The organism is Lihuaxuella thermophila (genome assembly GCF_900110165.1).
Lineage (GTDB): Bacteria > Bacillota > Bacilli > Thermoactinomycetales > Thermoactinomycetaceae > Lihuaxuella > Lihuaxuella thermophila.
Window position 1 is genome coordinate 42,600 of sequence record NZ_FOCQ01000007.1, and the last position, 24,541, is coordinate 67,140.

Sequence of the window (24,541 nt, forward strand, 5' to 3'; positions counted from 1 at the left end):
AAATATCACGGCGGGTTGCCAATGTTTGCATCGTTGCATCCGTGCGGTCTTGTTCAACACCTGCTCCAACGATGTCATCTGCATCTTGCCAAGATTTTTCCATTTCTCCCTGTGCAAGCGTCCGGGGTACCAAATGGACGCTTGGTACCCCGGCTTTTTTACCAGCGAGCGGTAACCATTTTCTTTCTCGTATAAAATTCCACCCCATCCATACCATTGGCATGGAGATCTCCATAGAAGGAGTTTTTCCATCCGGAAAAGGGGAAGAAGGCCATCGGTGCAGGTACGCCGAGGTTCACGCCCAACATACCGGCATCGATCTCTTCACGGAATTTGCGAACATTGCTTCCGTCTTGCGTATAAATGCAGGCCCCGTTTGCAAACGGGGACTTATTGGCTACTTCAATCGCCTCATCCAGTGTGTGGACACGGACAATCGACAGGACCGGAGCGAAAATTTCATCTTTCCAGATGGTCATCTCGGTAGTCACATGATCGAAAATCGTAGGTCCGACAAAATAGCCTGTCTGCCCGGCCGCTTCATCTTTACGTCCGTCTCGGACCAGCCGGGCTCCTTCTTTTTCACCCGCTTCGATGTATTTAATCGTTCTTTCCTTATGGGCATCGCGAATGACCGGGCCGAGGAATACCCCTTCGTCCAATCCGTTCCCGATCTTGATTTCATCGGCAGCTTTGACCAACTTTTCGATGAGCGGCTCGGCCACATCCCCCACCGCAACAACGACGGAAGCAGCCATGCACCGCTCCCCGGCGGAACCGAAAGCAGCCGTGATAATTTGTTGAGCGGCCAAGTCCAAATCAGCATCCGGCATCACGATGGAATGATTTTTGGCCCCAGTTAACGCTTGAACCCGTTTGCCATGGGCGGCAGCCGTTTTATACACATATTCGCCGACCGGCTGCGATCCCACAAAGGAAATGGCTTTCACATCCGGATGTTCCAACAATCCGTTGACCACATCGCGGGCACCATGAACAATATTGAATACCCCGTCCGGCAGCCCGGCTTCCTTAAACAGTTCAGCGAGGCGGTTGGCGAGCAGCGGAGTCCGTTCAGACGGCTTCAGTACGAACGTATTTCCACAGGCAATAGCGAGAGGGAACATCCAGCAGGGAACCATCATCGGGAAGTTGAACGGCGTGATTCCTCCCACCACGCCCACCGGATAACGGTACATTCCGGATTCTATATTTGTGGCGATATCGGGCAACTGTTTTCCCATCATTAAGGAAGGAGCCCCCGCAGCAAACTCGACACACTCGATCCCCCGTTGCACTTCACCGTAAGCCTCTCCGTAACTTTTCCCGTTCTCAAGAGTGACGAGACGGGCAAGTTCTTCCCAGTGCGCCACCAGCAATTGCTGATATTTGAACAGAATGCGTGCTCTGCGCGGAACCGGCGTTTTGCGCCACGTTTGAAACGCTTCCTTCGCTGCCTCCACCGCACGATCCAGGTCCTCGCGGCTGGAGATCGGCACATGAGCCAGGGTTTCCCCGGTTGCCGGATTGGGAACCACTTCGGTTTTGCCGGAAGTGGATGCCACCCACTCGCCACCGATAAAGTTTTTAAGGGTTTGTACAGTCGTTGTCGACATGATGATAACTCCTCTCCGGTTGGATTTATACCTGTTGTAAATGATGCGGGACACCATCTCAGTTCTCCATGGCCTTTCACATTTCTGACTTAAGAGTACATTCATTCCCGGGTTGTGTCGGCAAATTCAACGGTTAATTCCCCGTTTTTGCACTTTTGGATATAGTTGTCGATTTGGCCGGCAGTCGGCATGGCCTCCGAGCAGCTATGGCTGGAAATCACAATCGAAGCGGCTGCCGCACCGTATTCCATCGACCTGGGAATGTCCCATCCCTGCATCAGTCCGTAGATAAAGCCTGCGGCATAGGAATCCCCGGCACCGAATGTTTTGATCACCTTGGCCGGAAAAACCGTTCCCTCAAAGCTTTCTCCCCGTTTGGTGTAAGCGATGGAACCGTTTTTCCCGTGTTTGATCACTACAATTTTGGCATGATAGGCAAACCACTTTTGGGCGGTAAACGAATCATCATGGTTGGGATTCTGTTCGAAGCGCTCCATCATATCGAATTCTTCCCTCGTGCCGATGATGACATCGCACTTCTCGGCCGCCAGGTTGTAATACACCGCCGTCTCCTCCGGTGATGTCCACGTGTAAGGTCTGTAGTCGAGATCGAAGAAGACGACCACATCATGCTTCCGGGCATAATCGAGAGCTAAAAAGACAGCTTCCCGGGAAGGGCTTTTCGCCAGGGCGGTTCCCGAAATCAAAAGCGTTTTGGCGTTTTTGATATATTCTTCGCTGATATCCCCGGGTTCCAGCTTTAAGTCGGCTACATTATCCCTGTACAAAAGAATGCTGCAATCGGTCGGGCTTTTGATTTCCGTGAACGCAAGTCCTGTTACACTTCCCGATTGGTCGGTAATGACATTGGATGTATCAATCTGATTTTTTTTCAGGTAATTCAGGATAAACCTGCCCATCTGATCATCCGCCACCCGTCCGATAAACCCTGTTTTCAACCCTAATCTGGACATCCCGATCGCAATATTGGCGGGCGATCCCCCCACATATTTGGTGAAGGTGACCGATTCTTCCATGGGGCGGTTGATTTCATTGGCATTCAAATCGATACACAGACGTCCGATGGCGATAAAATCCATCGGTTTGCGGCTGTCAAAATTTAATAGATTCATCGGGTTGATCCTTCCTTTCACAACTGCTTTGCTGCCAGTTTCCTCTCCATCACCCATTCATGATCCGGATCATTGCGAAACTTCCACGTACGGACCGGTCCGGCCATGACGTTCAAGTAGTAGATTTCATATCCGGGCGGGGCCGCAACCGGGTGGTAACCTTTGGGCACCAGTACCGCATCGCCGTTTCTGACGATCAGCGTTTCATCCAGGGAACGGTCGTCGGTGTAAACTCGTTGCACGGCAAACCCGTGTCCGGGATGCACTTTGTGATAATACGTTTCCTCTAAATAAGACTCTTCGGGCAGGCGATCTTGATCGTGTTTGTGAGGAGGATAACTGGACCAGTTGCCTTCGGGCGTAAACACTTCTACCACCAGCAGGCTGTCGGCCGGTTTTTGTTCAGGAAGGATGTTATGAATCTTTCTTTCAATATTTCCGGCTCCTCTCATCTCCACCCCGACGTCTTCCGGGGCAATCAATCGGGCAGGATGCGTTCCCTTTCCCGGAGCCAGGCATACCGCCAATTCCAGATCCGTCACGGCCTCTACTTCATAGAAATCTCCAGGCGGCACATAGACGGAATAAGGCGGAATTTTTTCAAAAACATCCATTCGCTCGCCAATGTTTTCCCATTTTTCCGTTTTGGTGCTGAGATGAGCTTTGCCTGTCAACAGGACGATACAAACTTCCCGGTCACCCGTTTCCTTTTTCAGGGTCTTTCCTTTCTGCAAAGCATAAACTTCAAACCCCACATACTTCCAACCGGCCGATTCCGGGGAAATGCTTAACACCTTGCCTTCTTCATCCGGTGTGTGGCTCGGGATGATCAAATCACTCACGGTTCTCCCGCCTCCCTGATGTTTGATTCGCAGACTGGATGGACATGACGGTAGCCTCAATATATTCTTTGGCCATCTTCGCATATTTGTAAGGATCGGCGATGGCAGGGTCCTGTTCGGCCTCTACGATCCACCAGCCGTCATAGCCTCTTTCAATCAGTTCTTTGAAGATGGGTTTAAAATCAATGCATCCCTGTGGATCCCCGGGGACGGTAAACAATCCTTTCAATACCGCCGTTCGGAAATCGAGATTTTCCTTTCTGACGTACTCCAAAACATCGTGCCGGACATTTTTTAAATGAACGTATTGGATCCGGTCATAATATTTCGTGAGCAGTTCCAGCGGATCATACCCCCCGTAGAGGGCATGCCCCGTATCGTACAGCAGGTGAACCAGATCAGGGTCGGTCAACTCCATCAAGCGGTCAATCTCTTCCCGCGTTTCGACGACCGTACCGGCATGGAAGTGATAAACCAGCTCCATTCCGTTTTCCCGGCACAGCTTGGCTGCCCGGTGCAGCCCGTTCACCAGTGATTTCCATTCGCTGTCCGTCAGCTTTTGGACAGTCATTTCTTCCTGGGAACGACGGGGATCCCAATGCATCGAACCTCCCATTTCGCATACAATCACATGCTTGCATCCCATTTCGCGCAGATAGTTAACCCATTCGTGAAAGGATTGAAGTTCCTCATCCAAACGAGTTGCATCAGAAAACAAGGTTCCCACAAATTTGCTCGCCAGCTGTATCCCGTACTCGTCCAATTTGGCTTTCAGGCTCGGAGGGTCTTGCATGAACAGGCGTCCCATTTCGGTGGAAACATATCCGAGCGAGGACATTTCGGATAAAACCTGATCCTGAGTATAGTGGTCGCCGAGACCGGGGATATCATCATTGACCCAGCTGATCGGGGCGATTCCGATCCGGAAATGACGGGTCTCTGTCTGATTCACTGACATGTTCCGCACCTCTTTGCGATTAGTATTTTCTCGCTCTCTTCAGGCTGTTTTCTTTATTCTGATAGGCTTGATTGACCTTGGGATTCTTCGAAACACCCGCAATGCCGACATGCCACCAGGATTCATAACCGTCCGTCATCGTTTTGGGAAGAACTTTGATATCGATCAACGTAGAGACCGTTTGCTTTTTGGCGTCCCGGATGGCTGCCCGCAATTCTTCCAAGGTTCTTACGCTGTATGTTTTCACGCCATATCCGGCTGCGCTTTGTGCAAAATCGATCTTCATGAAGCTTCCGTCCAACCGGCCCGTTTCCGGATTTCGATAGCGGAACTCTGTTCCGAAGCTGCCCATCCCGTTTCCCATTTGCAAATTGTTGATGCACCCGAACCCTGCGTTATCAAAGAGCAGCACATTGATTTTTTTACCTTCCTGGATACTGGTGACGAGTTCGGAATGCAGCATTAAGTAGCTTCCGTCCCCCGTCATGGCATAAACTTCTTTGTCCGGTTCAGCCATTTTAATGCCAAGCGCCCCGGATATTTCGTATCCCATGCAGGAGTACCCGTATTCCATATGGTATGTGTTCGGGCGGCGGGACTCCCACATTCGTTGCAGATCTCCGGGAAGGCTTCCCGATGCCCCGACGATAATGGCATCTTCATCGATCAGTCGATTCACTTCCCCGATCACTTCGGTTTGGGTCAGGCATGATTGATAGGTTTCAGCAAATTCGGGCAGTACTTCATCCAGTTGGCCGGCCACTTCGGGTTTAAATCCTTCATCCTTGTAGCGGATTTGGTGGAGCCGGTTCAACTCGGCTTGCCACGCCTCTTTGGCTGCTCTAATTTCATGGGTATATCCTGAACGGTAACCGATCGATTCCAGCTCCTTCTCCAGCGCGAGAAGAGCCAGTTTGGCGTCTGCCACAATCTTTGCCGCATCCAGCTTATAGGCGTGGTATTCGGAGACGTTGATGGTTAAGAAATTCACATCAGGGTTTTCGAAGAGTTGCTTGGATCCCGTTGTAAAGTCGGAATATCTCGTGCCGACGCCAATGACAAGGTCGGCTTCTTTGGCGATCCGGTTGGCAGCCAGATTGCCGGTGACCCCGATTCCTCCCAGATTATAGGCATGGGAGCTTTCGATTGCACTTTTTCCGGCCTGGGTCTCCCCATAGGGAATGTTGAACTTCTCGGCAAACCGCTTTAATGCGTCGGCCGCTTCGGAGTAACGGACACCCCCGCCGCAGATGATGACCGGCTTTTTCTTTCTTTTGATCAACTCCACCGCATCTTTCAGATCCGAATGGGTGGGAACGCGGCGTTCAATCCGGTGGACTCGTTTTTGGAAGAAATACTCGGGGAAGTCATATACTTCTCCTTGCACATCTTGCGGAAGGGCGATGGTGACGGCTCCGGTATCAGCCGGGTGGGTGAGAACACGCATCGCGTTGATCATGGCCGTCATCAATTGTTCCGGCCGGTTGATGCGATCCCAATACTTGCTGACCGCTCGGAACGCATCATTGGTTGTCACGGTTAAGTCATGGACATGCTCGATCTGCTGAAGAACCGGGTCCGGTTGTCGTGTGGCAAACGTATCGCCGGGCAGCAACAAAACCGGGATGTTATTGGCGGAAGCCGTCGCCGCGGCCGTTACCATATTGGCTGCCCCGGGCCCGACAGAGGAGGTGCAGGCCATGATCTGCTTGCGGTGCTTTTGTTTCGCGAATGCCACGGCTGCATGCGCCATTCCCTGTTCATTCCGGCCCTGATAAACTTCAAGTTCTCCCGGATCTTCTTCCAGTGCCTGCCCCAATCCCAGAACATTCCCATGGCCGAAGATGGTGAAAATTCCTTTGACAAACTTCTGCTCAACTCCGTCAAACTCAACATATTGCTGATTCAAGAATTTAACCAATGCTTGAGCCGTTGTTAACCTGATGGTTTTCATTCGTTCATTTCCCACCTTACTATTGGGGTTAAGCGCTTCACACGAGACGTAACAAAAGAGACTCTACCCTCGTTCAAAATATTTGCCGACCACATTCTCGGTCGTCTCTTTGGCTACCCGAATCACCCGATCGACATCCCATTCCCAATATTCCGGTCTGAATAATTCGATCGATGCCATGTCCTCATAACCAATCTCCTTCAATGTGCCTAAGATGCCATCCAGATCAACCGCTCCATGTCCGGGCCATACTCTGTGATGATCCCGTAATGCTCCGGGAGGCAGATCTTCACAGTCATCGATGTGAAACACGAAAATTTTGTTTGGGTCCGCGTTCTTGAGGTCTTGAATATTTGAGTTCATGGCGTGGAAGTGAAAGCAATCCAGCACGATCCCTACATGATCGCTGTTCACTTCTTCTACAATTTCATAGGCTTGGCCAAATGTATTGACCGAACAGTTGGGATAACCGCAAAATTCCAACGACAATTTCATGTCAAAGGGTTGTGCCAGTTCCATCAGCTCATGTAAAACCCTTACCGTTTCCTCTTTGATCTGCGCCTGAGTGTAGTCTCCGATGTCAAAGGTCGGGACAACAATGACTTTTTTACAATCAATCACTTCGCCGATCCGGCAAAGAAATTTTAATTCCTCTTGAATTTGCCGATATCCGGCTTCATCCCTGAAAGTGATAAATTCTAACGCGTTGAAAGCGTATGGCTTGATTCTGTTATTTTCAAAAAAAGCTTTCAGATCTTGTGCCGTATTTTCTGTTAAATACTCCTTCAGCTTATCCAATCTGATTTCAATGAAGTCGTATCCGTGCTTCTCACACAGTTCCAGATCCTTCTTAAGAGTGGAGGATTTCATCGTTGTCGCTTGATTAAATGATATTTTCATAAAAAATCAGAACCTCTTCACTTTAGGATTTTTTTTGTTTCCGGGAATCGAGAAGAACAGCGGCGACGATAATCGCTCCTTTTAAGATTTGCTGCCAGTAGGAGGATACATTCAACAGATCCAGTCCATTGTTGAGCACGCCGATGATCAATGCACCGATCATCGTGCCCGGAATGGTGCCGATTCCGCCGGATAAGCTGGTTCCGCCGATGACTGCGGCAGCGATCGCATCCAACTCATACATTTGTCCCATACTGGGCTGACCCGCACTTACTCTGGCAGTTAGCATCAGGCCGGCAATGGCGGACAATAAACCGGCATAGGTATAAATCAGAATTTTGTAACGATCTACATTAATCCCGCAAATTCTGGCGGCCTGCTCATTGCCTCCGATCGCATACGTATATTTTCCAAATTTGGTCTTGCTCAAGAGCAAATGCGAGATAATTCCCATGATCAGAAACACAATAATCGGAAACGGGATCCCCAATATTTCTCCTCTTCCGAGAAATGAAAACGAATCCGACAAATTTCCAATCGGTCTTCCATCACTATATAGCAAGGCCAACCCTCTGGCAGCCGTCATCATCCCCAACGTGGCGATAAATGGAGGGATATTCCCCTTCGCCGAAATGGTACCGTTAATACAGCCGGCAAGTACACCAATGGCGAGGCCGATCGCAATCGGGACGATCAACGGATACTCTCCGGGATGGGCAAAACTGGCAGCGACCACGGAGACTAATGCAATCACCGAACCCGAGGACAGATCGATTCCCGTCGTAATAATGACCATTGTTACACCCATCGCGACGATTCCGATAAAGGAAATTTGGCGCACGACGTTCATCAAGTTATAGACATTCAGGAATGCAGGTGAAAGAAAGGACATCAGAACAACCATGCCGATAAAGATGAGAAAGATTCCGTAACGGCTGAACAGATGAGACAACTTCTCTTTCCAGCCGGCACGCTTGACACGGTCGCCGAGCATCGCAGGATGATTTGCGACATTTTCTTGACTCTTCATGCTTCAGTCCTCCTCAGGCTTTCTCTACTGGTAAGCCAGTTCCAGTATTTTTTCCTGGCTCGCTTCTTCTCTGGTTAATTCTCCCTTTTTATTCCCTTCATGCATGACGATGATTCGATCGCTCATGCCCAAAATCTCCGGTAACTCAGAGGAAATCATGATGATGGCTTTTCCCTCCCGGGCCAATTTTGACATGAGCTTGTGTATTTCTGATTTGGCCCCTACATCCACCCCCCGGGTCGGTTCATCTAAAATGAGTACATCAGGGTCATTGAGCAGCCATCTGGCCAACAGCACCTTTTGCTGGTTTCCTCCGCTTAAATTCAAGATGAGCTGATTTAAATTGGGGGTTTTTATATTTAACCGTTCGATCTGTTCATCACATGCCTTCTTGACCGACTTGCTGTGAACGAGACCATACTTGATAAAACGATCCAGACTTGAAATCGTCATATTATCCCTGACGGAGAGCGGGAGAAAAGCACCCGTTAATTTACGGTCTTCGGTTAACAACGCCATTTTGTGCCGGATCGCATCTGCGGGTGAATGGATCTTTACTCTGTTGCCATGAAGATAAATTTCACCGGACGTAGGGGGATGGATGCCAAAAATGCTCTCAATGAGTTCTGTCCTTCCTGAACCCATCAATCCCGCGATTCCCAGAATCTCTCCTTTCCTCACCTCAAAACTGACATTGCTGAATTTTCCTGCTCTGGACAGATTCTTAACAGACAAAGCAACCTCTTTAATTTCAGCCTTCTCCTTATGGAAAACCTGTTTGATCTCCCGTCCGACCATCATCTGAATCAATAAATCCTGGTTCAATTCGCCAGCCGCTTGGGTCCCGATATATTGGCCGTCTCTCAACACGGTGATTTCGTCGCAAATCTTAAAAATTTCATCCATTTTATGGGAAATATAGATGATCGATACCCTTTTTTTCTTTAAAGAACGAATGATTTCAAATAGATGCTCCACTTCCTTCTCTGTAATCGCCGAGGTGGGCTCATCCATGATGATCAGATCTGCGTGATAGGAGACAGCCTTTGCGATTTCAACCATTTGCATATTGGCAATGCTCAAATCGTTCATCTTTGCCGTCGGATCGACATGAATCTGCAAGGATTGCAACAACTTTCTGGTATCCTCGATCATTTTCTTTGTATTGACCCATCCGGTCTTTCCATAAACAGGCTCCCTGCCCAGGAAAATATTTTCGGCAACGGTCATGTACGGGACCGGGCTTAATTCCTGATGGATCATCGATATTCCTTGATCAAGTGCATCTTTGGGACCTGACAATTTCAATTCTTTTCCCTTAAATTTCATCGTTCCGCTGTCAGGCGTGTACATTCCGAAGATAATTTTCATCAGCGTTGATTTACCTGCACCATTCTCCCCCATCAATGCATGGACGGTTCCTTTTTTCACCTTTAGCCGGATCTTGTCGAGCGCCTTGACACCGGGGAATTCTTTGCTTATATTCTCCATTTCCAGAATATATTCAGTGCCCACCTGTTCCCACCTCCAATGCCATGACCGGAGGAGGCCGCTTGAACGAACGATGGAGCGGCTCCTCCAATCATTCAATTCTTTATTTCCATTTGCTTATATATTTTTCTACATTTTCTTTCGTAATTAATTCGTACGGGATCCACACGAATTTGTTGTTCAACTTTTCACCCCTGGCAGCTTTCACCGCCGTTTCCACCGCACCTCTGCCTTGTCCCATCGGATCTTGGAACACGGAAACTTTCAGCTTTCCTGCTTTTACATATTCCAGGGCGTCAGGTGTACCATCAACACCGGCTACAACAACATCGTTCAGTTTGCCTGCGGCTTCCAGGGCCATAATGGCTCCAATCGCCATCTCATCGTTATTGGCTACGACAGCGTCAATTTTCTCCCCGGATTGAATCCAGTTTTCCATCAACTGGATTCCTTCTGCTCTCTGCCATTTGGCCGTTCCTTCACGTACGATTTTCATGCCCGGATTTTTCTTAACAACTTGTTTATTTCCTTCCGTTCTCTTCACTGTAGCTTCGTGACCCAGTTCACCGTTCATAATGGCTACATTGCCCTTTCCGCCCAACAATTCCGCCACTTTTTCCATTTGCATGGTCCCGGCCTGAATCGATTCGGATCCTACATAAGCATAGATTTTATCCAAAACATCTTTGGTTGGTATTCGATTGACCACGACTACCGGAACGTTGGCGGAATTGGCTTCTTCGACCATCGGTTTCACCGCACTGGTATCAACAGGGCAAATGATAATGGCGTCTACCCCTTCCGCAAGAAAGGTTTCCACTTGTGATAACTGTTTGCTGGCGTCATTTTTGGCATCCACCATTTTCACTTCAACTTCTATGTGTTCTTGGTCGTACTTTTTCATGGCATCATACAGGTAGGATAGCCACTTATCATCGAATACAGGCATCGCCGCACCGATGACGATTTTATCCTTGTTCTTGCCTGCTAAAGCGTTACAACCCGTTAGGAAACTAAACGATAAAGCCAATACCATAAACCAGCTCAACGCTTTTTTTGCTTTCATCACGAATCCCTCCTTAATTTAGCGAAGAATCAGCAAAATGCATTCGTTGGAAGCGCTTTCTATCCGGATCAAGGAATGAGTCCGTCTAATTCAAACTCCGTTCCGGGTGAAACGGACTATTTCTCAACTCAATCGTGGATCGCTTCCGAAACCTTCACCCAACTTCGGGTTTTGACGGATTCTTCTACAGCTTCCAATACAGCCTGGTTTCTAACCCCGTCTTCAAAATCGGGCTTGGGATTATATCCTTTGGATATCCCGTTCATTAACTCGGATACGATGTTGATGAACGTATGCTCATAACCGATAATATGACCGGCAGGCCAATAGGCTGCGGCATAAGGGTGTTCCTCCTCGGTGCAATGAATCGTCCTGAAACCTTGTAATCCCGGTTCATCATCCAGATACACTTGCAGATTGTTCAAATTCTCCATATCCCAGCGGATCGATCCTTTTTCACCGTTAATCTCGAAGCGATTCCCCGCCCGGTTGCCCTTGCTGAAACGGGAAGATTCAAAGGTTCCCAGGGCCCCGTTTTTAAACCGGGCTATAAATACCGCAGCGTCATCAACGGTTACTTCTCCCCACTCGTCGCTTTCAATCCGCCCCTTTAAATGATCCGTCATCGAGCCGATCGGACGTTTTTTGATAAAGGTTTCCATCATTCCTGCCACTTCGCTGAATTCCCCCACTAAGAATCGCGCCAGGTCGATAATATGAGCCCCCAGATCGCCGAGAGTCCCGCCTCCCGATACTTCCTTCCGCAGACGCCAGATGAGGGGGAAATGAGGGTCCATTAACCAATCCTGCAGGAAAGTGGCACGGATGTGATAGATCTTGCCCAACCGCCCTTCTTCTATTAACTGTTTGGCAAATTGGACTGCCGGAGCAAAACGATAATTATGGCAAATCATATGAATCACTCCGGCCTTATTGACAGCCTCCAGCATTCGTTTGGCTTGTTCCAGAGACATAGCCAGCGGTTTTTCACAAAATACATGCTTGCCGACCTCAGCTGCCGCAATCGCGATTTCAGCATGCGTATCATTGGGGGTGACGATATCGATCAAATCGATATCATCTCTCTCGATCAAGCGGCGCCAGTCCGTTTCGACGGAGGCCCAACCCATTTTGTCTGCCGCGATTTGAACCGCTTTTTCATTCCGGCCTGCAATCGCTTGCAGGACCGGAATCGTATCTGTATCAAAATAGAACGGAAAATCACGGTAAGCGTGAGAGTGGGCCCTACCCATCAGCCTGTAGCCAACCATCCCTACCCGGATCTGCTTTTTCGGCTTCATATTCTCCCAACCTTTTCAATCAAGTTTCATTTCTCCCATTATTCTCCAAACGGAAAGCGCCTTCATTCTTCGGGAAAATGCATCCATTAAACCCTGTGCCGAAAATCGATCGTTTTTCCTGTTTTAGCACTTTCATAAATGGCTTCAAGCAATTGAATGGAACGATATCCGTCCTCAGCAGTGACCGGAGGTTGGGTTCCTTTGACAATGGCATCAATGAACAGACGGTCTTCTTCTGTATAGCCCCATTTTTCCTCGATGGACAGCTGGTAAAAATCGCTGATCTGTGCGGCTTGATTTAATCCGGGAGCATACATTACCTTCTCCAACTCCTGGGTGGCGATGGTAGAATATTTTCCGTAAACCTCGATGCTCTCAAACGGAAAGCTCCATCCGGCGTGAGCATAGGTGACAAAGTTCGCGATCGTGCCCGATTCAAAGGTGAGCATGATCGCAAAAGTATCCAGTTCCGAGTCTGAGATATTTTGTCTCGCTTCTACGTGAACCGTTTGCACTTCGCCAAATAAATAACGGCTTAAATCCATGAGATGAAACGGTGTTTCATAAAGGAACCCGCCCGTCACCCGGGGATTGGAAGTCCAGGCGGGGTTTAATAACTCTCCCCGGTTCATCTTGATATTGGCTAAGTAAGGTGTCACCTCACCGGAAGCGATCCATTCCTTTACCCGCTTGTAGACCGAAGCATAGCGGCGATTCATTCCCAGATTGTATACAGCCTTTGACTTTGCCGCAGCTTCTTTGATTTGCTCCGCTTCTGCCAGAGAGGTGGCCATCGGTTTTTCGGAAAAGACATGAATATGATTTTCCAGACACTTGAGGACCGGTTCCACATGCAACGTATTGGGGGTGGTTACATATACCGCATCGACGCCCAGCTCAAATAAATCTTCCAGACTTGAAACGGCTTTGGCATTCCCCGCTTCATTCGCCAAAGCAGCTGCCTTTTGTTCAAAAATATCCGCTACTCCGACAATCTCCACTCGCTCATCCTTGTTCAGAATCGCGGTGTGTACCTTGGCAATCCCGCCAGCTCCCAATATTCCAACTTTGACTTCAGCCATTTTTCTGCTCTCCTTCGCTGGTTATTCGCCCGGGTATATGAAAGAAAGCGCTTTACATTTTCTTCACGATGAACGGCTCTCTACGACGTCTTACCCAGACGGACGACGTGAAGCGCTTCACTTTTACTTATCTCTTATTTCTCCAATCGGCAAACCCCGGTCGATTTTCGAATCATCAGCTGCGGCGACATGACGATCCGCTGTTTGATTTTACTTTTCCCTTCAATCTCTTCGATGAGAAAATCGACGGCTTGAGAACACATTTCCTGGATCGGCTGTGCCACGGTGGTTAACGGAGGGTCGGTGCTTCTGGATAACAGGGTATTGTCATACCCTGCAACCGAAAGATCATCCGGAATGCTCAACTTTCTTTCACGCGCCGCAAGGAAAACACTGATCGCCAACAGATCATTACAGGCAAATATCGCGGTTGGCGGATCTGAGCGGTCCAGCAATTCCCCCGCCAGGCGTTCCGCATCTTCTGTACTTGAATCGCTTGTGACAATCATCTCATCATCCATATCAAGCCCATGGTCCCGCAGCGCCTGTTTATATCCGCGAATGCGTTCACGGCTGCTGTTGGCTTCCTCGGCGATGACCGCTATCTTTTGGTGCCCCAGCGAAATCAGGTGGGAAGCTACTTCATAGCCGCCGATGAAATCATCTACCTTCACGCTGTTCACCGATAAAGAGGGGTAAAACTCCGTAAGCAGCACGACCGGAATGTGTTCCTCAAGCAATTCTCTAAGAACCTCTACATTTTTAAAACTGCCGGCCAAAATAAACCCATCCACACTCTTTTGCCTTAACAGCGAGATGTAGAGAGCCTCTTTTTCCGGGTTGAAGTCGGTGCTGCAGATCACAAGATTGTAGCCCCGTTCATGCGCACGGTCTTCTACCCGGCGTGCCACTTCCGCAACGAAGGGATTAGCCAGATCGGGCAACAGGAAACCGATGGTGGATGTCGGCTTTCCGGTCAGGGCTGATGCAAGAATGCTGGGCTTATAGTTGAGCTCCTTCATTGCTTTCAGGACTTTTTCCTTCGATTTCTTCCCGACCTGCTGATTATTTATCACCTTTGAAACGGTTGCTATTGAGACACCTGCTTCTCTTGCCACGTCATAGATGGTCGGTTTCATTGATCCAACATGCCTTCTTTCCCCAGAACCTTTACTCTTTCATTCATTTCGCATCATTTGCTGTTGTTCCATGTAAGTAAAGCGCTTAACGTCATTGTACTCATACAATATTAAAAAATCAATAGAATCCCACTTATAAAAAATATCAAAAGATTAGTTGCTGACAGAATGAACCGACTCCAGCTGGATCGTTGTTTTTTCCCGGTACGATTTCGTGGCGGCAACGGCAATTTCCAGCGCAATCTTTCCGTCGTACTCATCGACCAGCGGTTTTTGGTCATTTTTTAAACAATCAATAAAAGAAATCATTTCCAAAAGGTACGCATCCATAAACAGAGATGGAAAATCGGGAACGATATCATGCGTACAGCCCTTTTTTGTAAGTACTTTCAGATTATGATGTTGCAGATTGCCAATCTGAATGGCTCCTTCCGTGCCGATAATTTCAGCTCTGATATCATATCCGTAGTTCGCATTGCGACTTGCTTCGATATCGGCTGCCGCACCGGAATCAAATGTCAAGTACGTCAATGCCTGGTCCACATCATTAAATTCCGCGACGTATTGCTTGTGCACCACACTGCCAAGCGCTGTAACGGATGTTACTTCCGCTCCCAACAAGAACCGGGCTGCATCGTAATCATGAATGGAAAAATCCAGGAACAGCCCTCCGCTGTGTTGAATAAAGTTGGGCGGCGGTGCAATTCCGTCCCTGGTAACACCTTTAAAATAAATCGGCTTTCCGATATCCCCTGCGTCAATCCTCCGTTTCGCCTCAACATAGGACGGATCAAATCTTCTCATGAAACCTACCTGGCAATAGACTTGATGGTCCCGGATTGCTTTGATGACCTCATCCGCTTCTTCTACAGTATGGGTGATCGGTTTCTCAACAAAAATATGTTTTCTGCTGGCAGCCGCCTTTTTGATCATTTCTGCATGCGTTGTGGTGGGAGTGACGATCGCCACAGCATCGATATCCGGATCCTCGAATACATCATCCGGATTTTGGAACCATTTCGGCACTCCCAATTCCCGGGCAACCTGTTCCGCCCGTCCTTCCAGCGGATCTGCCACCGCTGTTAAGTCTGCTCCCTTCACCCTCCGGGAGAGATTTTCAGCATGCCAATACCCCAGTCTGCCTAATCCGAGGACCGCACAACGGATTTTTTTGGACATCAAATCACACGACCTTTCATCATCCGCAAATTCGATTCCCCCTTATCGTAAGCGCTTTATATTTTGTAATATCAGAATATAAAGCGCTTTCGTATTGTCATTATATAACCTCTTTTCTACATGTTCAATAGTTTTGATTAATTAATATATTATACGAGAAATCAATCATTTCCAATGGTTATATTTCAACCAATTAACAGTCATTCTGCTGGAGTAAAGCCGCCTATTCACCATTCCAATACCACTTTCCGTCAATTAATATTGATACCAGCACACCTCTGACAATCGATTCTGAAGCGCTTTACCAAGCGAAGTTTCATCTCTCGAAAGTCCTGTAACTATATAAATATTGACTCTGAACGGATCGTATAACATAATTGATAGATAATCATATTATTTTTATTATTTAAATAGTTCTTGATTCCAAATCAGTCACACGGATGAGGAGGAGTTCCATGACCAACGCAACCATATCACTGGAAGAACGAACGATAAAAAAAGTTAAAATGCGCATTATTCCGTATATATTTCTTCTTTATATCATCGCCTTCCTGGACCGGGTCAATTTAGGCTATGCTGCTTTGGACATGAACCAGGCGTTAGGGTTGACCAGCGAAGTGTTTGGACTTATCTCCGGAATCTTCTTTTTTGGCTATTTTATCTTTGAAGTCCCCAGCAACATGATCCTGCACAGAGTTGGAGCCAGGGTTTGGATCGGGCGGATCCTCATCAGCTGGGGGATCGTCGTCATCATCACCGCCTGGGCGGAAAATGCCACCCACCTGTACATTCTCCGGTTTTTACTCGGTGTGGCGGAGGCCGGATTTTTCCCGGGAATCATCCTGTATATCACCTATTGGTTCCGGGCGAAAGAGCAGGCCCGCGCTTTTGCGCTCTTTATGATGGCCCTGGCGGCTTCCAATATTATCGGAGCACCCCTATCCACATGGATCATGGATCATATCGACTGGTTCGGAATGCCCGGATGGCGCTGGATGTTTATATTGGAAGGGTTGCCTGCGGTCATTTTCGGGTTCATCACCTTTTATTATTTGACGGACCGCCCGGATGACGCGAAGTGGCTCACACAAGAAGAGAAGAACTGGTTGAAAGCGGAGTTGCAGCGCGAACAAGAAGCAAAGCAAAAAATGAAAAAGCATACGACGAAAGAAGTGTTTAAGAATCTGCGGGTATGGCATCTTTCTCTCATCTACTTCACCCTGGTGCTGGGCCTTTATGGAATCGGTTTCTGGATGCCGCAGTTGATCAAGGCTTTTTCCAAGTCTTTATCAAATACTCAAGTAGGTTTGATCACGATGATTCCTTATATTGTCGGGGGAATGGCCATGATTGTATGGGCCCGCCGTTCTGACCGCACCGGAGAAAGGCGGATCCATACTGCCATACCGCCTGCAATCGGAGCGTTGGGGTTAATCGGCGCGGCGATCAGCTCCGACCCGGTGGTATCGGTCATCATGATGGCGATCGCCACAGCAGGGATCTACAGTTTCTTCGGTCCTTTCTGGTCTTTGCCGGCACTGTTTCTGAGCGAGGCAGCGGCGGCGGTGGGCATCGCCATCATCAATTCGTTCGGAAATCTGGGCGGATTTGTAGGTCCTTACGTGTTGGGTGTGCTGGAGGGCCTTACCGGAAGTGCAACCGCAGGATTGTTCTTTTTAAGCCTGTCACTGATTGCAACCAGCCTTCTCGTCCTGGCAATCCGCAAAGAATATGGAAGATCAGCAAATTAAGCGAATGCAAAGATGGCCGTCTGAAATGATTGGGGCGGCCATCCCGCATTTGGTCCGTAAAAACGAATGGAACAGAAGCGGAATATCTGCGACAGGAACTTGAAACGCTGTCTGTTGACTGCGTGAAGATCCGGCGATAATCTGTAATCATCCCAACGAAAAACATGAGGGTGAAAAGATATGCAAAAACCCGTTGCTTTTCTCACAGGCACTTCCAGCGGATTTGGACTTCTCGCCAGCCTGGCTCTCGCCAAAAGCGGGTACTATGTCGTTGCATCCATGCGTAACCCGGACAAGCAGAAAGCACTTTCAGATGCCATCCAACAGCAAAAGATCAAAGATATCGAAATCGTGGAACTGGATGTCACCCGTCATGAACAAGTCACCTCTACGCTGGGCAGCGTGATCGGGCGGCTTGGAAGAATCGATGTCTTGGTCAATAATGCGGGATATGCGGAAGGGGGATTTGTCGAGGATCTCTCGATCGAAGATTTCCGGAGGCAGTTTGACACCAATTTCTTTGGATTAGTCACCGTTACCAAGGCCGTTCTCCCCCATATGCGCGAGCGAAGGAAAGGAAAGATCATCAATATCAGCAGCATCAGCGGTAAAGTCGGTTTTCCCGCGCTCAGCCCGTATGTTTCCTCGAAACATGCGGTCGAAGGTTTCAGCGAATCCCTTCGTTTGGAAATGCTCCCATACGGGGTATACGTATCTTTGATCGAACCGGGATCCTATCAAACAGAGATATGGAGAAAAGGTCTCCGTCAAGCAGGCAAAACGGCCCATTCCCCCTATCAGAAGGAATTGGCGAAGATCTCGGATCAAGTGCAAAAAATCTCCGAAAACGCAGGGAAACCGGAAGAAGTGGCCGATTTGATCGTACAAGTGGCCAATGCGAAACATCCCAAACTGAGATATCCTGTGGGCAAAGGAGTCAAGAGGAACATTTATCTGAAAAATATACTGCCCTGGGAATGGATGGAGAAGATGATTTTACAGAGAATGTAAGGGGATTCCTGTCTAGTTGGAGAGCAAACGATCAACTTTCACCTTGCCCCATTTTCTCCCCCCACTCCCCTGCCACTTGTTTCAATCTTTCAAAATTCCGGGCAAACTGAGCGTTCCGATGACCATTCGCCCCGGAAGGATGCGGGAATTGAAACAAAATTTGTTTTGCTTTTAACAAGCCTTGCTCCCGCAAATGCATCAGCACATCGGATACTGCCCGGCCCAGCGGCAAAACCAGCGCATCCGGCATCACATTTAATTCAGCCACGACCTCTTCATACAGATACTTGCGAAAGAGAGGCGTCCGCCACAGGTTGGGGCTGTGTCCATTGTAGTTCTTCCCTTTGACGAATACCGGATAGCGAATGAGGGATGTGGTGTGCAGGAGATGGCGGTGGGATTCAAACAGCTGACGGCTGGAGAAAAGCCCCAGCCTTTGCGGAATCGCCAGGCGGTCCATCATGCCGATGAGGTTGTTCCGGGTGGAACCGGCTAAGCTGGCCCGTTTCTTCGCTTGATAACACGTCTCTTCCGGCGATAACCCCTGCAGTAAAGAATCACGGGCTTGTACATACGAAAGCAACATCTGGTTCCAACCGGGGGTAATCCCCACTGTCACCACTTTGGCTTTCGGATTCAGATAGTCAAAAGGAGCGTAATAAATTTCGAGCCGGCTTTCTTTGTGTAATAAAAAACCCGGTTGAAGCAAATGGTGTTTCTCGATTTTGTCAGGCAGAGCCTTTATTTTTTCCATGTACTGATGGAATACGGAATTTTGGATGAGCACGGCAATCCTCCACACTGGTTGCTGTTTGTATGATGAAATAAACCCGGCCATCGAGATAACGTACGCATGGCCGGGTTTGGGTTTATGTTCACGAACTTACCGGTTCCGTTTTTTCCGAGTAGTCCAACGGAACATCGCTGGCGTTTGCGTCAGTTTCCTCCGCTTGTTTTTCCTCTGTCTCCATGCCGAGACGTTGGTACAAGTCATTGCGATCCTGCTCCCATTCCTGCCAGTTGAAGATGGAATCGGGAGGCGGCAATTCATCAATGTGGTTGAGACCGAAATACTCGAGAAACTCTTTGGTGGTTCCGTATAAAATCGGGCGCCCGGCTCCCTCCGCGCGGCCGACTTCGCGCACCAGACCTTTGCGCTGCAGCTGCTGGATTGTGCGGTCACTTTTCACACCACGGATTTCTTCCACTTCGATCCGGGTGATGGGCTGGCGGTAGGCGATGATCGCCAACGTCTCCAGTGAGGCGCGGGAGAGCTGGGAGCGGGTGGGGGCTTGCGCCAGTTTTTCGAAATAGGACCGGTGTTCAGGCAAGGTGGTCATCTGGTACACTTGCGCCACTTTGACAATTTGCAATCCGCGCCCTTGTTCTTTCCAATCGACGCGCAAGTCATGGATCAATAGTTCCACTTCATGTTTGGCCAAACCTGTTACCTCGGCAATCTCCTTGACGCTTAATCCCTCTTCACCGGCAGCAAAGAGCAAGCCCTCAATGACCGCCTTCATCTCCGGGTTATCCATTATGCGCCACCTCCGCTTCCAGCCTTTCGATCAGGATGTCACCAAACAGACGGCTTTGCCGGCAGACGATTCGCTTCAGTTTCATCAGTTCCAGGAGTGCCAAAAACGTGGTGATCACCCGTTCTTTCGTCACCTGATCCCACACCAAAAGTTTGGAGAAGAACAGTTGCCCGTGCCGGAGCAGATCCTGATAAATCTCTTCCATGCGGGCACTGACGGAGATCTCTTCCCGGGCGACCTTGGTGATCGGTTCGGGAGGTTTGCGATTTTTCAGCACATCGACAAACGCTTGCAAGAGATCATCCGGGCTGAGCCCTTCCAATGGATTCACTTCCGGCGCATAGGGAGTCAGGTTGAGCGGCGGACGGGAGTATACTTTGCTGCGCTCCTCTTCACGTTGTCTGAGCACTTCGCCCAGCCGCTTGTACCGTTTGTACTCGAGCAGTCGCTGCACCAGCTCCTCGCGCGGATCATACCCGTCTTCTTCCCCGAAAGCCAGCTCTTCTTCAACACTCTCCGGCTTGGGCAGAAGCATGCGGCTCTTAATCGCGACCAACGTGGCGGCCATGACCAAAAATTCACTGGCGATGTCCAGTTCCATCTCCTGCGCTTCAGCCAGAATCTGCATGTATTGATCCGTAATTTTGGCGATGGGCACTTCGTATATATCCACTTCCGATTTTTCAATCAAATGGAGAAGAAGGTCCAACGGACCTTCAAACATATCCAGCTTGATTTTCACATCCGCTTTACCCGTCACTTGCCTTCCCTCAACTTAGCAACATACGTTGCAAATTGGCCATCTCAATTGCGCTTACGGCGGCTTCCCAGCCCTTGTTACCTGCCTTGGTGCCAGCGCGTTCAATCGCTTGCTCAATGTTCTCCACCGTAATCACCCCGAAAATGACGGGCAGGTGATGGCGCACGCTTGCTGCGGCAACGCCTTTGGATACTTCGCTGCAAACATATTCATAGTGGGAAGTGGAGCCACGAATGACCGCCCCCAGGGTGATGACCGCGTCATATTTGCGCGAAGCCGCCATCTGGTCAGCGATGAGCGGAATTTCAAATGCTCCCGGAACCCAGGCCACTTCCACATCCCGCTCGTCTGCGCCATGCCGTTTTAAGGCATCGAGCGCCCCTTCCAACAATTTGCTGGTGATAAAATCGTTAAACCGGCTGACAACAATGCCGAATTTCAATCCTTTTCCAACCAGGTTTCCTTCATATACTTTCATGTCTGTTCCTCCTCGATTATAGGTGCAAGAGATGGCCCAATTTCGTTTTTTTCGTCTCCATATATTTCCTGTTATTTTTGTTGGGTGTAAATTCGATCGGCAACACTTCCACTATTTCTAAGCCGTAACCCTTAAGTCCTGTTATTTTGCGCGGATTATTGGTCAAGAGGCGCATTTTTCGCACCCCCAGATCGCGCAAAATCTGCGCGCCGATCCCGTACTCGCGCAAATCGTCGCGAAAGCCCAGGCTCAGGTTGGCTTCAACTGTATCCAGACCTTGTTCCTGCAGTTTATAGGCCTTCAGTTTGTTCAACAAACCGATACCCCGCCCCTCTTGTCGCATATACAGGAGGACGCCGGTTCCTTCTTCTTCAATCCGGCGCAGGGCGGCATGCAACTGCGGACCGCAATCGCAACGCTGGGAGCCAAACACGTCTCCGGTTAAGCATTCGGAGTGAACCCGAACCAGTACAGGTTGGTCCGGATCGATGTTTCCTTTGACGAAGGCGACATGCTCTTTCTCATCCACCTGGTTGGAATATCCCACCATTTGGAATTCCCCGTACTCCGTCGGCATATGAACGGAAACGACTCGCTCGATTAAGGTCTCCTTGGCCCTCCGATAGTGAATCAGGTCTTGAATGGTAATGATTTTGAGGTCAAATTTCTCGGCCAGCTTCATTAAATCCGGGACACGTGCCATCGTGCCGTCTTCATTGATCACTTCACAGATCACGCCTGCCGGATAGGAATCACACAGCCGGGCGAGATCGACGGCAGCCTCCGTGTGGCCGGCCCGCCGCAACACTCCGCCCGGACGGGCGACAAGAGGGAAGATATGACCCGGACGTCGGAAGTCTTCCGGTCCCCTTTGGGGGTCGATCAACTGCTGGATCGTTTCCGAACGTTCATAGGCGGAAATTCCGGTCGTGGTGGTATATGCGTCCACCGATACCGTAAACGCTGTCCCGTGCCGATCGGTGTTATGGTGTACCATCAGCGGCAAATCCAATTCTTTGGCCCGTTCTTCCGTCATCGGCACGCAGACCAGGCCACGTCCGTGGGTAATCATGAAGTTGATCACTTCCGGAGTTGCTTTTTCGGCAAGAGCCACCAAGTCTCCTTCATTTTCCCGGTCTTCATCATCGACGACGATGATCATTTTTCCTTCCTTCAAATCCGCTAACGCTTCTTCAATAGTATGAAACAGCATGTTCTCCCACCTCCGATTCCATTCACGCAAACCCTGTTTGTTTTAGCTTTTCCAGGTTGAGGGTTGGTGAAGAGGTTTGGCCGACCCATTTGGCAATATATTTTCCGATCATGTCACATTCAATATTCACCACATCACCGACGGCGGCCGAATGAAGCTGGGTCTCCTTGAGCGTGTGGGGAATGACGGAAACGGTGAAAAAGTCACTGCCTACTTCGACCAGCGTCAAGCTGATGCCGTTGACGGCAATCGAGCCTTTTTCCACCATATAATGAGTCAATTCAGGGGATACGCGAAAACCAAAAACAACCGCATTCTCATAAGGGCGGCGTTCGATGATCGTTCCCACCCCATCCACATGCCCCTGTACGAAATGGCCACCCATCCGCTGGCCGGCCGCCAGTGCCCGTTCCAGATTGACCGGCGATGAAGGCCCCAGACGGCCCAGATTGGTCCGCTTCATGGTTTCCGGCATCACATCGGCGGCAAAAAAATCGGAACCGAGACGGGTCACGGTTAAACAAACGCCATTCACCGCAATGCTGTCTCCCAATTGCGTTCCTTCCAGGACCTTCTTGCACTGGACAGTCAGTTCCATCGCCATGCCGGACCTGGAAATCTGACGAATCGTGCCAACTTCTTCAATTAATCCGGTAAACATCGAATCCCGCCTTTACTTGAAGTTCAGGTGAGATATCCCGTTATACAGAAATCATCACCATAGCGTTCCATGCTGATCTCACGCAGAGTGAAGGCATCCTCCATCTTTTGCGGGCTTTTCCCTTCCACCGGTGTCGGGCTGTTTCGTCCCCCGATCAACTTGGGAGCGATAAAGGCGATTACTTTTTGCACACGCTTTTCGGCAAGCAAAGAAGCGTTTACCTCGCCTCCTCCCTCCACCAACAGGGACAGAACCCCTTTTTCCCCGAGACGGCGGAGAACCGTTTCCCAATCGACCCGCGGTCCCGGTCCGGTAGAGATGACCTCTACCCCTTTCTCCCGGAGTTGCTTTTCTTTCGTTGGATCTTGCTGATCCGTGGTAAAAACCCACGTCGGTGCTTCGCTGGTATCAAGCACAGCCGCATCGAGCGGAATCCGCAGACGGCTGTCGACGATCACCCTGAGCGGATGGCTTCCGCCCGTTTCCAAACGGGTGGTCAGGCGGGGATTGTCTGCCAGTACTGTGCCGATCCCTGCTAAAATGGCATCATGCCGGTGACGCAACACATGGACATATCGCCTCGACTCTTCTCCGGTAATCCACCGGCTGTCTCCGCTTTCCGTGGCAATTTTTCCATCCAGCGTCATCGCTGTTTTCAATGTGACAAAAGGCTTCCCCGTTTGCCGATGATGAAAGTAGGCCTCATTCAGTTTGAGGCACTCCGGTTCCAGCACGCCTTGAATCACTTCGATTCCGGCTTCGCGCAAGCGGGCGATTCCTTTGCCGGAAACCTTGCTGTCCGGATCAATCGAACCGACCACTACCGTTTTGACCCCGCACTCGATGATCTTTTCTGTACAAGGGGGGGTCCGGCCGTAATGATTGCAGGGCTCCAGCGTCACATAAAGGGTGCAACCCCTTGCTTCCGTCCCGGCCATATTCAGAGCGTGCACCTCAGCATGCGGAGTTCCTGCTTTCAAATGGGATCCGGAGCCGATCAACCTTCCCTCTTTGACGGCAACCGCACCCACCATCGGATTGGGAGCGGTCTGCCCTTCCGCCGCCTTTGCCAACTCATATGCGAGACGCATCCAATCTTCGTGCCTTCTCATCCTCGTCTCCTTACCTTTGATAAATAAAACGAAAACCCCGACCGTGATCGATCGGGGCATACTTTTCCGGATGAAGCAGAACGTGTACAGATCTATCAAAAGGCATAGCTAAATAAGCCTTTAACATCCGTGCAAAAAACACAGGTCAAAGGGTACACGAATCCTGTCCATCCTTCTCCCATCCAGACTCTCACTGTCGGTTCCGGAGTTTCACCGAATCCACCGCTTTCGCGGGTCACGGACTGAGGCAGCCCTGCTGCCATCACCGCCGGTCGGGAATTTCACCCTGCCCCGAAGGATGTTGATTGGTAAATCATTTGAATCTA

General features: G+C 49.6%; 22 protein-coding genes and 1 riboswitch. Of the genes, 2 read left to right on the forward strand and 20 right to left on the reverse strand.

The annotated features are described in order from the left end of the window. Positions 1-158: 158 nt before the first annotated feature. From BMW55_RS09105 to iolG, 13 genes are all read right to left on the reverse strand, one after another. Complete coding sequence (locus BMW55_RS09105; protein ID WP_089968214.1) at positions 159-1,616, reverse strand: CoA-acylating methylmalonate-semialdehyde dehydrogenase; 1,458 nt, start codon at positions 1,614-1,616, stop codon at positions 159-161. Positions 1,617-1,717: 101 nt separating this feature from the next. Continuing rightward, positions 1,718-2,749, reverse strand: a complete 1,032-nt coding sequence (gene iolC / locus BMW55_RS09110) for a 5-dehydro-2-deoxygluconokinase (protein ID WP_089968218.1) — start codon at positions 2,747-2,749, stop codon at positions 1,718-1,720. Positions 2,750-2,766: 17 nt separating this feature from the next. Then, positions 2,767-3,591 carry a 5-deoxy-glucuronate isomerase gene (iolB, locus tag BMW55_RS09115; RefSeq protein WP_089967706.1) on the reverse strand — a complete coding sequence of 275 codons (825 nt, stop codon included), beginning with the start codon at positions 3,589-3,591 and terminating at the stop codon, positions 2,767-2,769. Beyond that, a complete protein-coding gene (gene iolE, locus BMW55_RS09120; protein WP_089967709.1) occupies positions 3,584-4,549 on the reverse strand; it encodes a myo-inosose-2 dehydratase in 966 nt (321 codons plus the stop codon). The genes iolB and iolE overlap by 8 nt, the downstream gene beginning before the upstream one ends. A gap of 19 nt (positions 4,550-4,568) precedes the next feature. Beyond that, complete coding sequence (iolD, locus tag BMW55_RS09125) at positions 4,569-6,503, reverse strand: 3D-(3,5/4)-trihydroxycyclohexane-1,2-dione acylhydrolase (decyclizing) (RefSeq protein ID WP_089967712.1); 1,935 nt, start codon at positions 6,501-6,503, stop codon at positions 4,569-4,571. A 63-nt stretch (positions 6,504-6,566) separates the two neighbouring features. Then, complete coding sequence (locus BMW55_RS09130) at positions 6,567-7,403, reverse strand: sugar phosphate isomerase/epimerase family protein (RefSeq protein WP_089967715.1); 837 nt, start codon at positions 7,401-7,403, stop codon at positions 6,567-6,569. Between the two features lie 22 nt (positions 7,404-7,425). Next, a complete protein-coding gene (locus BMW55_RS09135; protein WP_089967719.1) occupies positions 7,426-8,433 on the reverse strand; it encodes an ABC transporter permease in 1,008 nt (335 codons plus the stop codon). Positions 8,434-8,457: 24 nt separating this feature from the next. Next, positions 8,458-9,924 carry a sugar ABC transporter ATP-binding protein gene (locus tag BMW55_RS09140; RefSeq protein ID WP_425283838.1) on the reverse strand — a complete coding sequence of 489 codons (1,467 nt, stop codon included), beginning with the start codon at positions 9,922-9,924 and terminating at the stop codon, positions 8,458-8,460. A 103-nt stretch (positions 9,925-10,027) separates the two neighbouring features. Continuing rightward, complete coding sequence (locus BMW55_RS09145) at positions 10,028-10,990, reverse strand: sugar ABC transporter substrate-binding protein (protein WP_089967726.1); 963 nt, start codon at positions 10,988-10,990, stop codon at positions 10,028-10,030. A 128-nt stretch (positions 10,991-11,118) separates the two neighbouring features. Beyond that, positions 11,119-12,291 carry a Gfo/Idh/MocA family protein gene (locus BMW55_RS09150; RefSeq protein ID WP_089967729.1) on the reverse strand — a complete coding sequence of 391 codons (1,173 nt, stop codon included), beginning with the start codon at positions 12,289-12,291 and terminating at the stop codon, positions 11,119-11,121. Between the two features lie 86 nt (positions 12,292-12,377). Then, the gene (locus tag BMW55_RS09155; protein ID WP_089967732.1) at positions 12,378-13,373 is read right to left on the reverse strand and encodes a Gfo/Idh/MocA family protein; all 996 of its coding nucleotides are present in this window, start codon (positions 13,371-13,373) and stop codon (positions 12,378-12,380) included. Between the two features lie 134 nt (positions 13,374-13,507). Next, positions 13,508-14,512 carry a LacI family DNA-binding transcriptional regulator gene (locus BMW55_RS09160; RefSeq protein WP_089967735.1) on the reverse strand — a complete coding sequence of 335 codons (1,005 nt, stop codon included), beginning with the start codon at positions 14,510-14,512 and terminating at the stop codon, positions 13,508-13,510. A gap of 153 nt (positions 14,513-14,665) precedes the next feature. Next, the gene (gene iolG, locus BMW55_RS09165; protein WP_089968220.1) at positions 14,666-15,691 is read right to left on the reverse strand and encodes an inositol 2-dehydrogenase; all 1,026 of its coding nucleotides are present in this window, start codon (positions 15,689-15,691) and stop codon (positions 14,666-14,668) included. A 455-nt stretch (positions 15,692-16,146) separates the two neighbouring features. Between iolG and BMW55_RS09170 the strand changes: the two genes are divergently transcribed. Together BMW55_RS09170 and BMW55_RS09175 are read left to right on the forward strand one after the other, a co-directional pair. Further along, positions 16,147-17,442 (forward strand): MFS transporter, encoded by a 1,296-nt coding sequence (locus tag BMW55_RS09170; protein WP_089967738.1) that lies wholly within the window; start codon positions 16,147-16,149, stop codon positions 17,440-17,442. Positions 17,443-17,622: 180 nt separating this feature from the next. Then, positions 17,623-18,453 (forward strand): SDR family oxidoreductase, encoded by an 831-nt coding sequence (locus BMW55_RS09175; protein ID WP_089967741.1) that lies wholly within the window; start codon positions 17,623-17,625, stop codon positions 18,451-18,453. Between the two features lie 31 nt (positions 18,454-18,484). On the opposite strand, the gene BMW55_RS09180 is transcribed toward BMW55_RS09175, so the two are convergent. The 7 genes from BMW55_RS09180 to ribD all read right to left on the reverse strand — a co-directional run bounded on the left by BMW55_RS09180 (position 18,485) and on the right by ribD (position 24,215). Further along, the gene (locus tag BMW55_RS09180) at positions 18,485-19,240 is read right to left on the reverse strand and encodes a hypothetical protein (RefSeq protein ID WP_089967744.1); all 756 of its coding nucleotides are present in this window, start codon (positions 19,238-19,240) and stop codon (positions 18,485-18,487) included. A gap of 88 nt (positions 19,241-19,328) precedes the next feature. Continuing rightward, positions 19,329-19,991: an SMC-Scp complex subunit ScpB gene (gene scpB, locus BMW55_RS09185; RefSeq protein ID WP_089967747.1), complete on the reverse strand. Its 663-nt coding sequence runs from the start codon at positions 19,989-19,991 to the stop codon at positions 19,329-19,331. Continuing rightward, positions 19,984-20,715 carry a segregation and condensation protein A gene (locus tag BMW55_RS09190; protein WP_089968221.1) on the reverse strand — a complete coding sequence of 244 codons (732 nt, stop codon included), beginning with the start codon at positions 20,713-20,715 and terminating at the stop codon, positions 19,984-19,986. Before BMW55_RS09190 ends, scpB begins: the two co-directional genes overlap by 8 nt. Before the next feature lie 46 nt (positions 20,716-20,761). Then, the gene (gene ribH / locus BMW55_RS09195) at positions 20,762-21,229 is read right to left on the reverse strand and encodes a 6,7-dimethyl-8-ribityllumazine synthase (RefSeq protein ID WP_089967750.1); all 468 of its coding nucleotides are present in this window, start codon (positions 21,227-21,229) and stop codon (positions 20,762-20,764) included. 16 nt (positions 21,230-21,245) lie between these two features. After that, complete coding sequence (locus BMW55_RS09200) at positions 21,246-22,442, reverse strand: bifunctional 3,4-dihydroxy-2-butanone-4-phosphate synthase/GTP cyclohydrolase II (RefSeq protein WP_089967753.1); 1,197 nt, start codon at positions 22,440-22,442, stop codon at positions 21,246-21,248. Positions 22,443-22,464: 22 nt separating this feature from the next. Beyond that, entirely contained in the window at positions 22,465-23,103 is a 639-nt protein-coding gene (gene ribE / locus BMW55_RS09205; protein ID WP_089967756.1) for a riboflavin synthase, read from the reverse strand. A gap of 23 nt (positions 23,104-23,126) precedes the next feature. After that, positions 23,127-24,215 (reverse strand): bifunctional diaminohydroxyphosphoribosylaminopyrimidine deaminase/5-amino-6-(5-phosphoribosylamino)uracil reductase RibD, encoded by a 1,089-nt coding sequence (ribD, locus tag BMW55_RS09210; protein WP_089967759.1) that lies wholly within the window; start codon positions 24,213-24,215, stop codon positions 23,127-23,129. Positions 24,216-24,381: 166 nt separating this feature from the next. Then, a riboswitch (FMN riboswitch) is annotated at positions 24,382-24,518 on the reverse strand. Between the last annotated feature and the right edge of the window lie 23 nt (positions 24,519-24,541).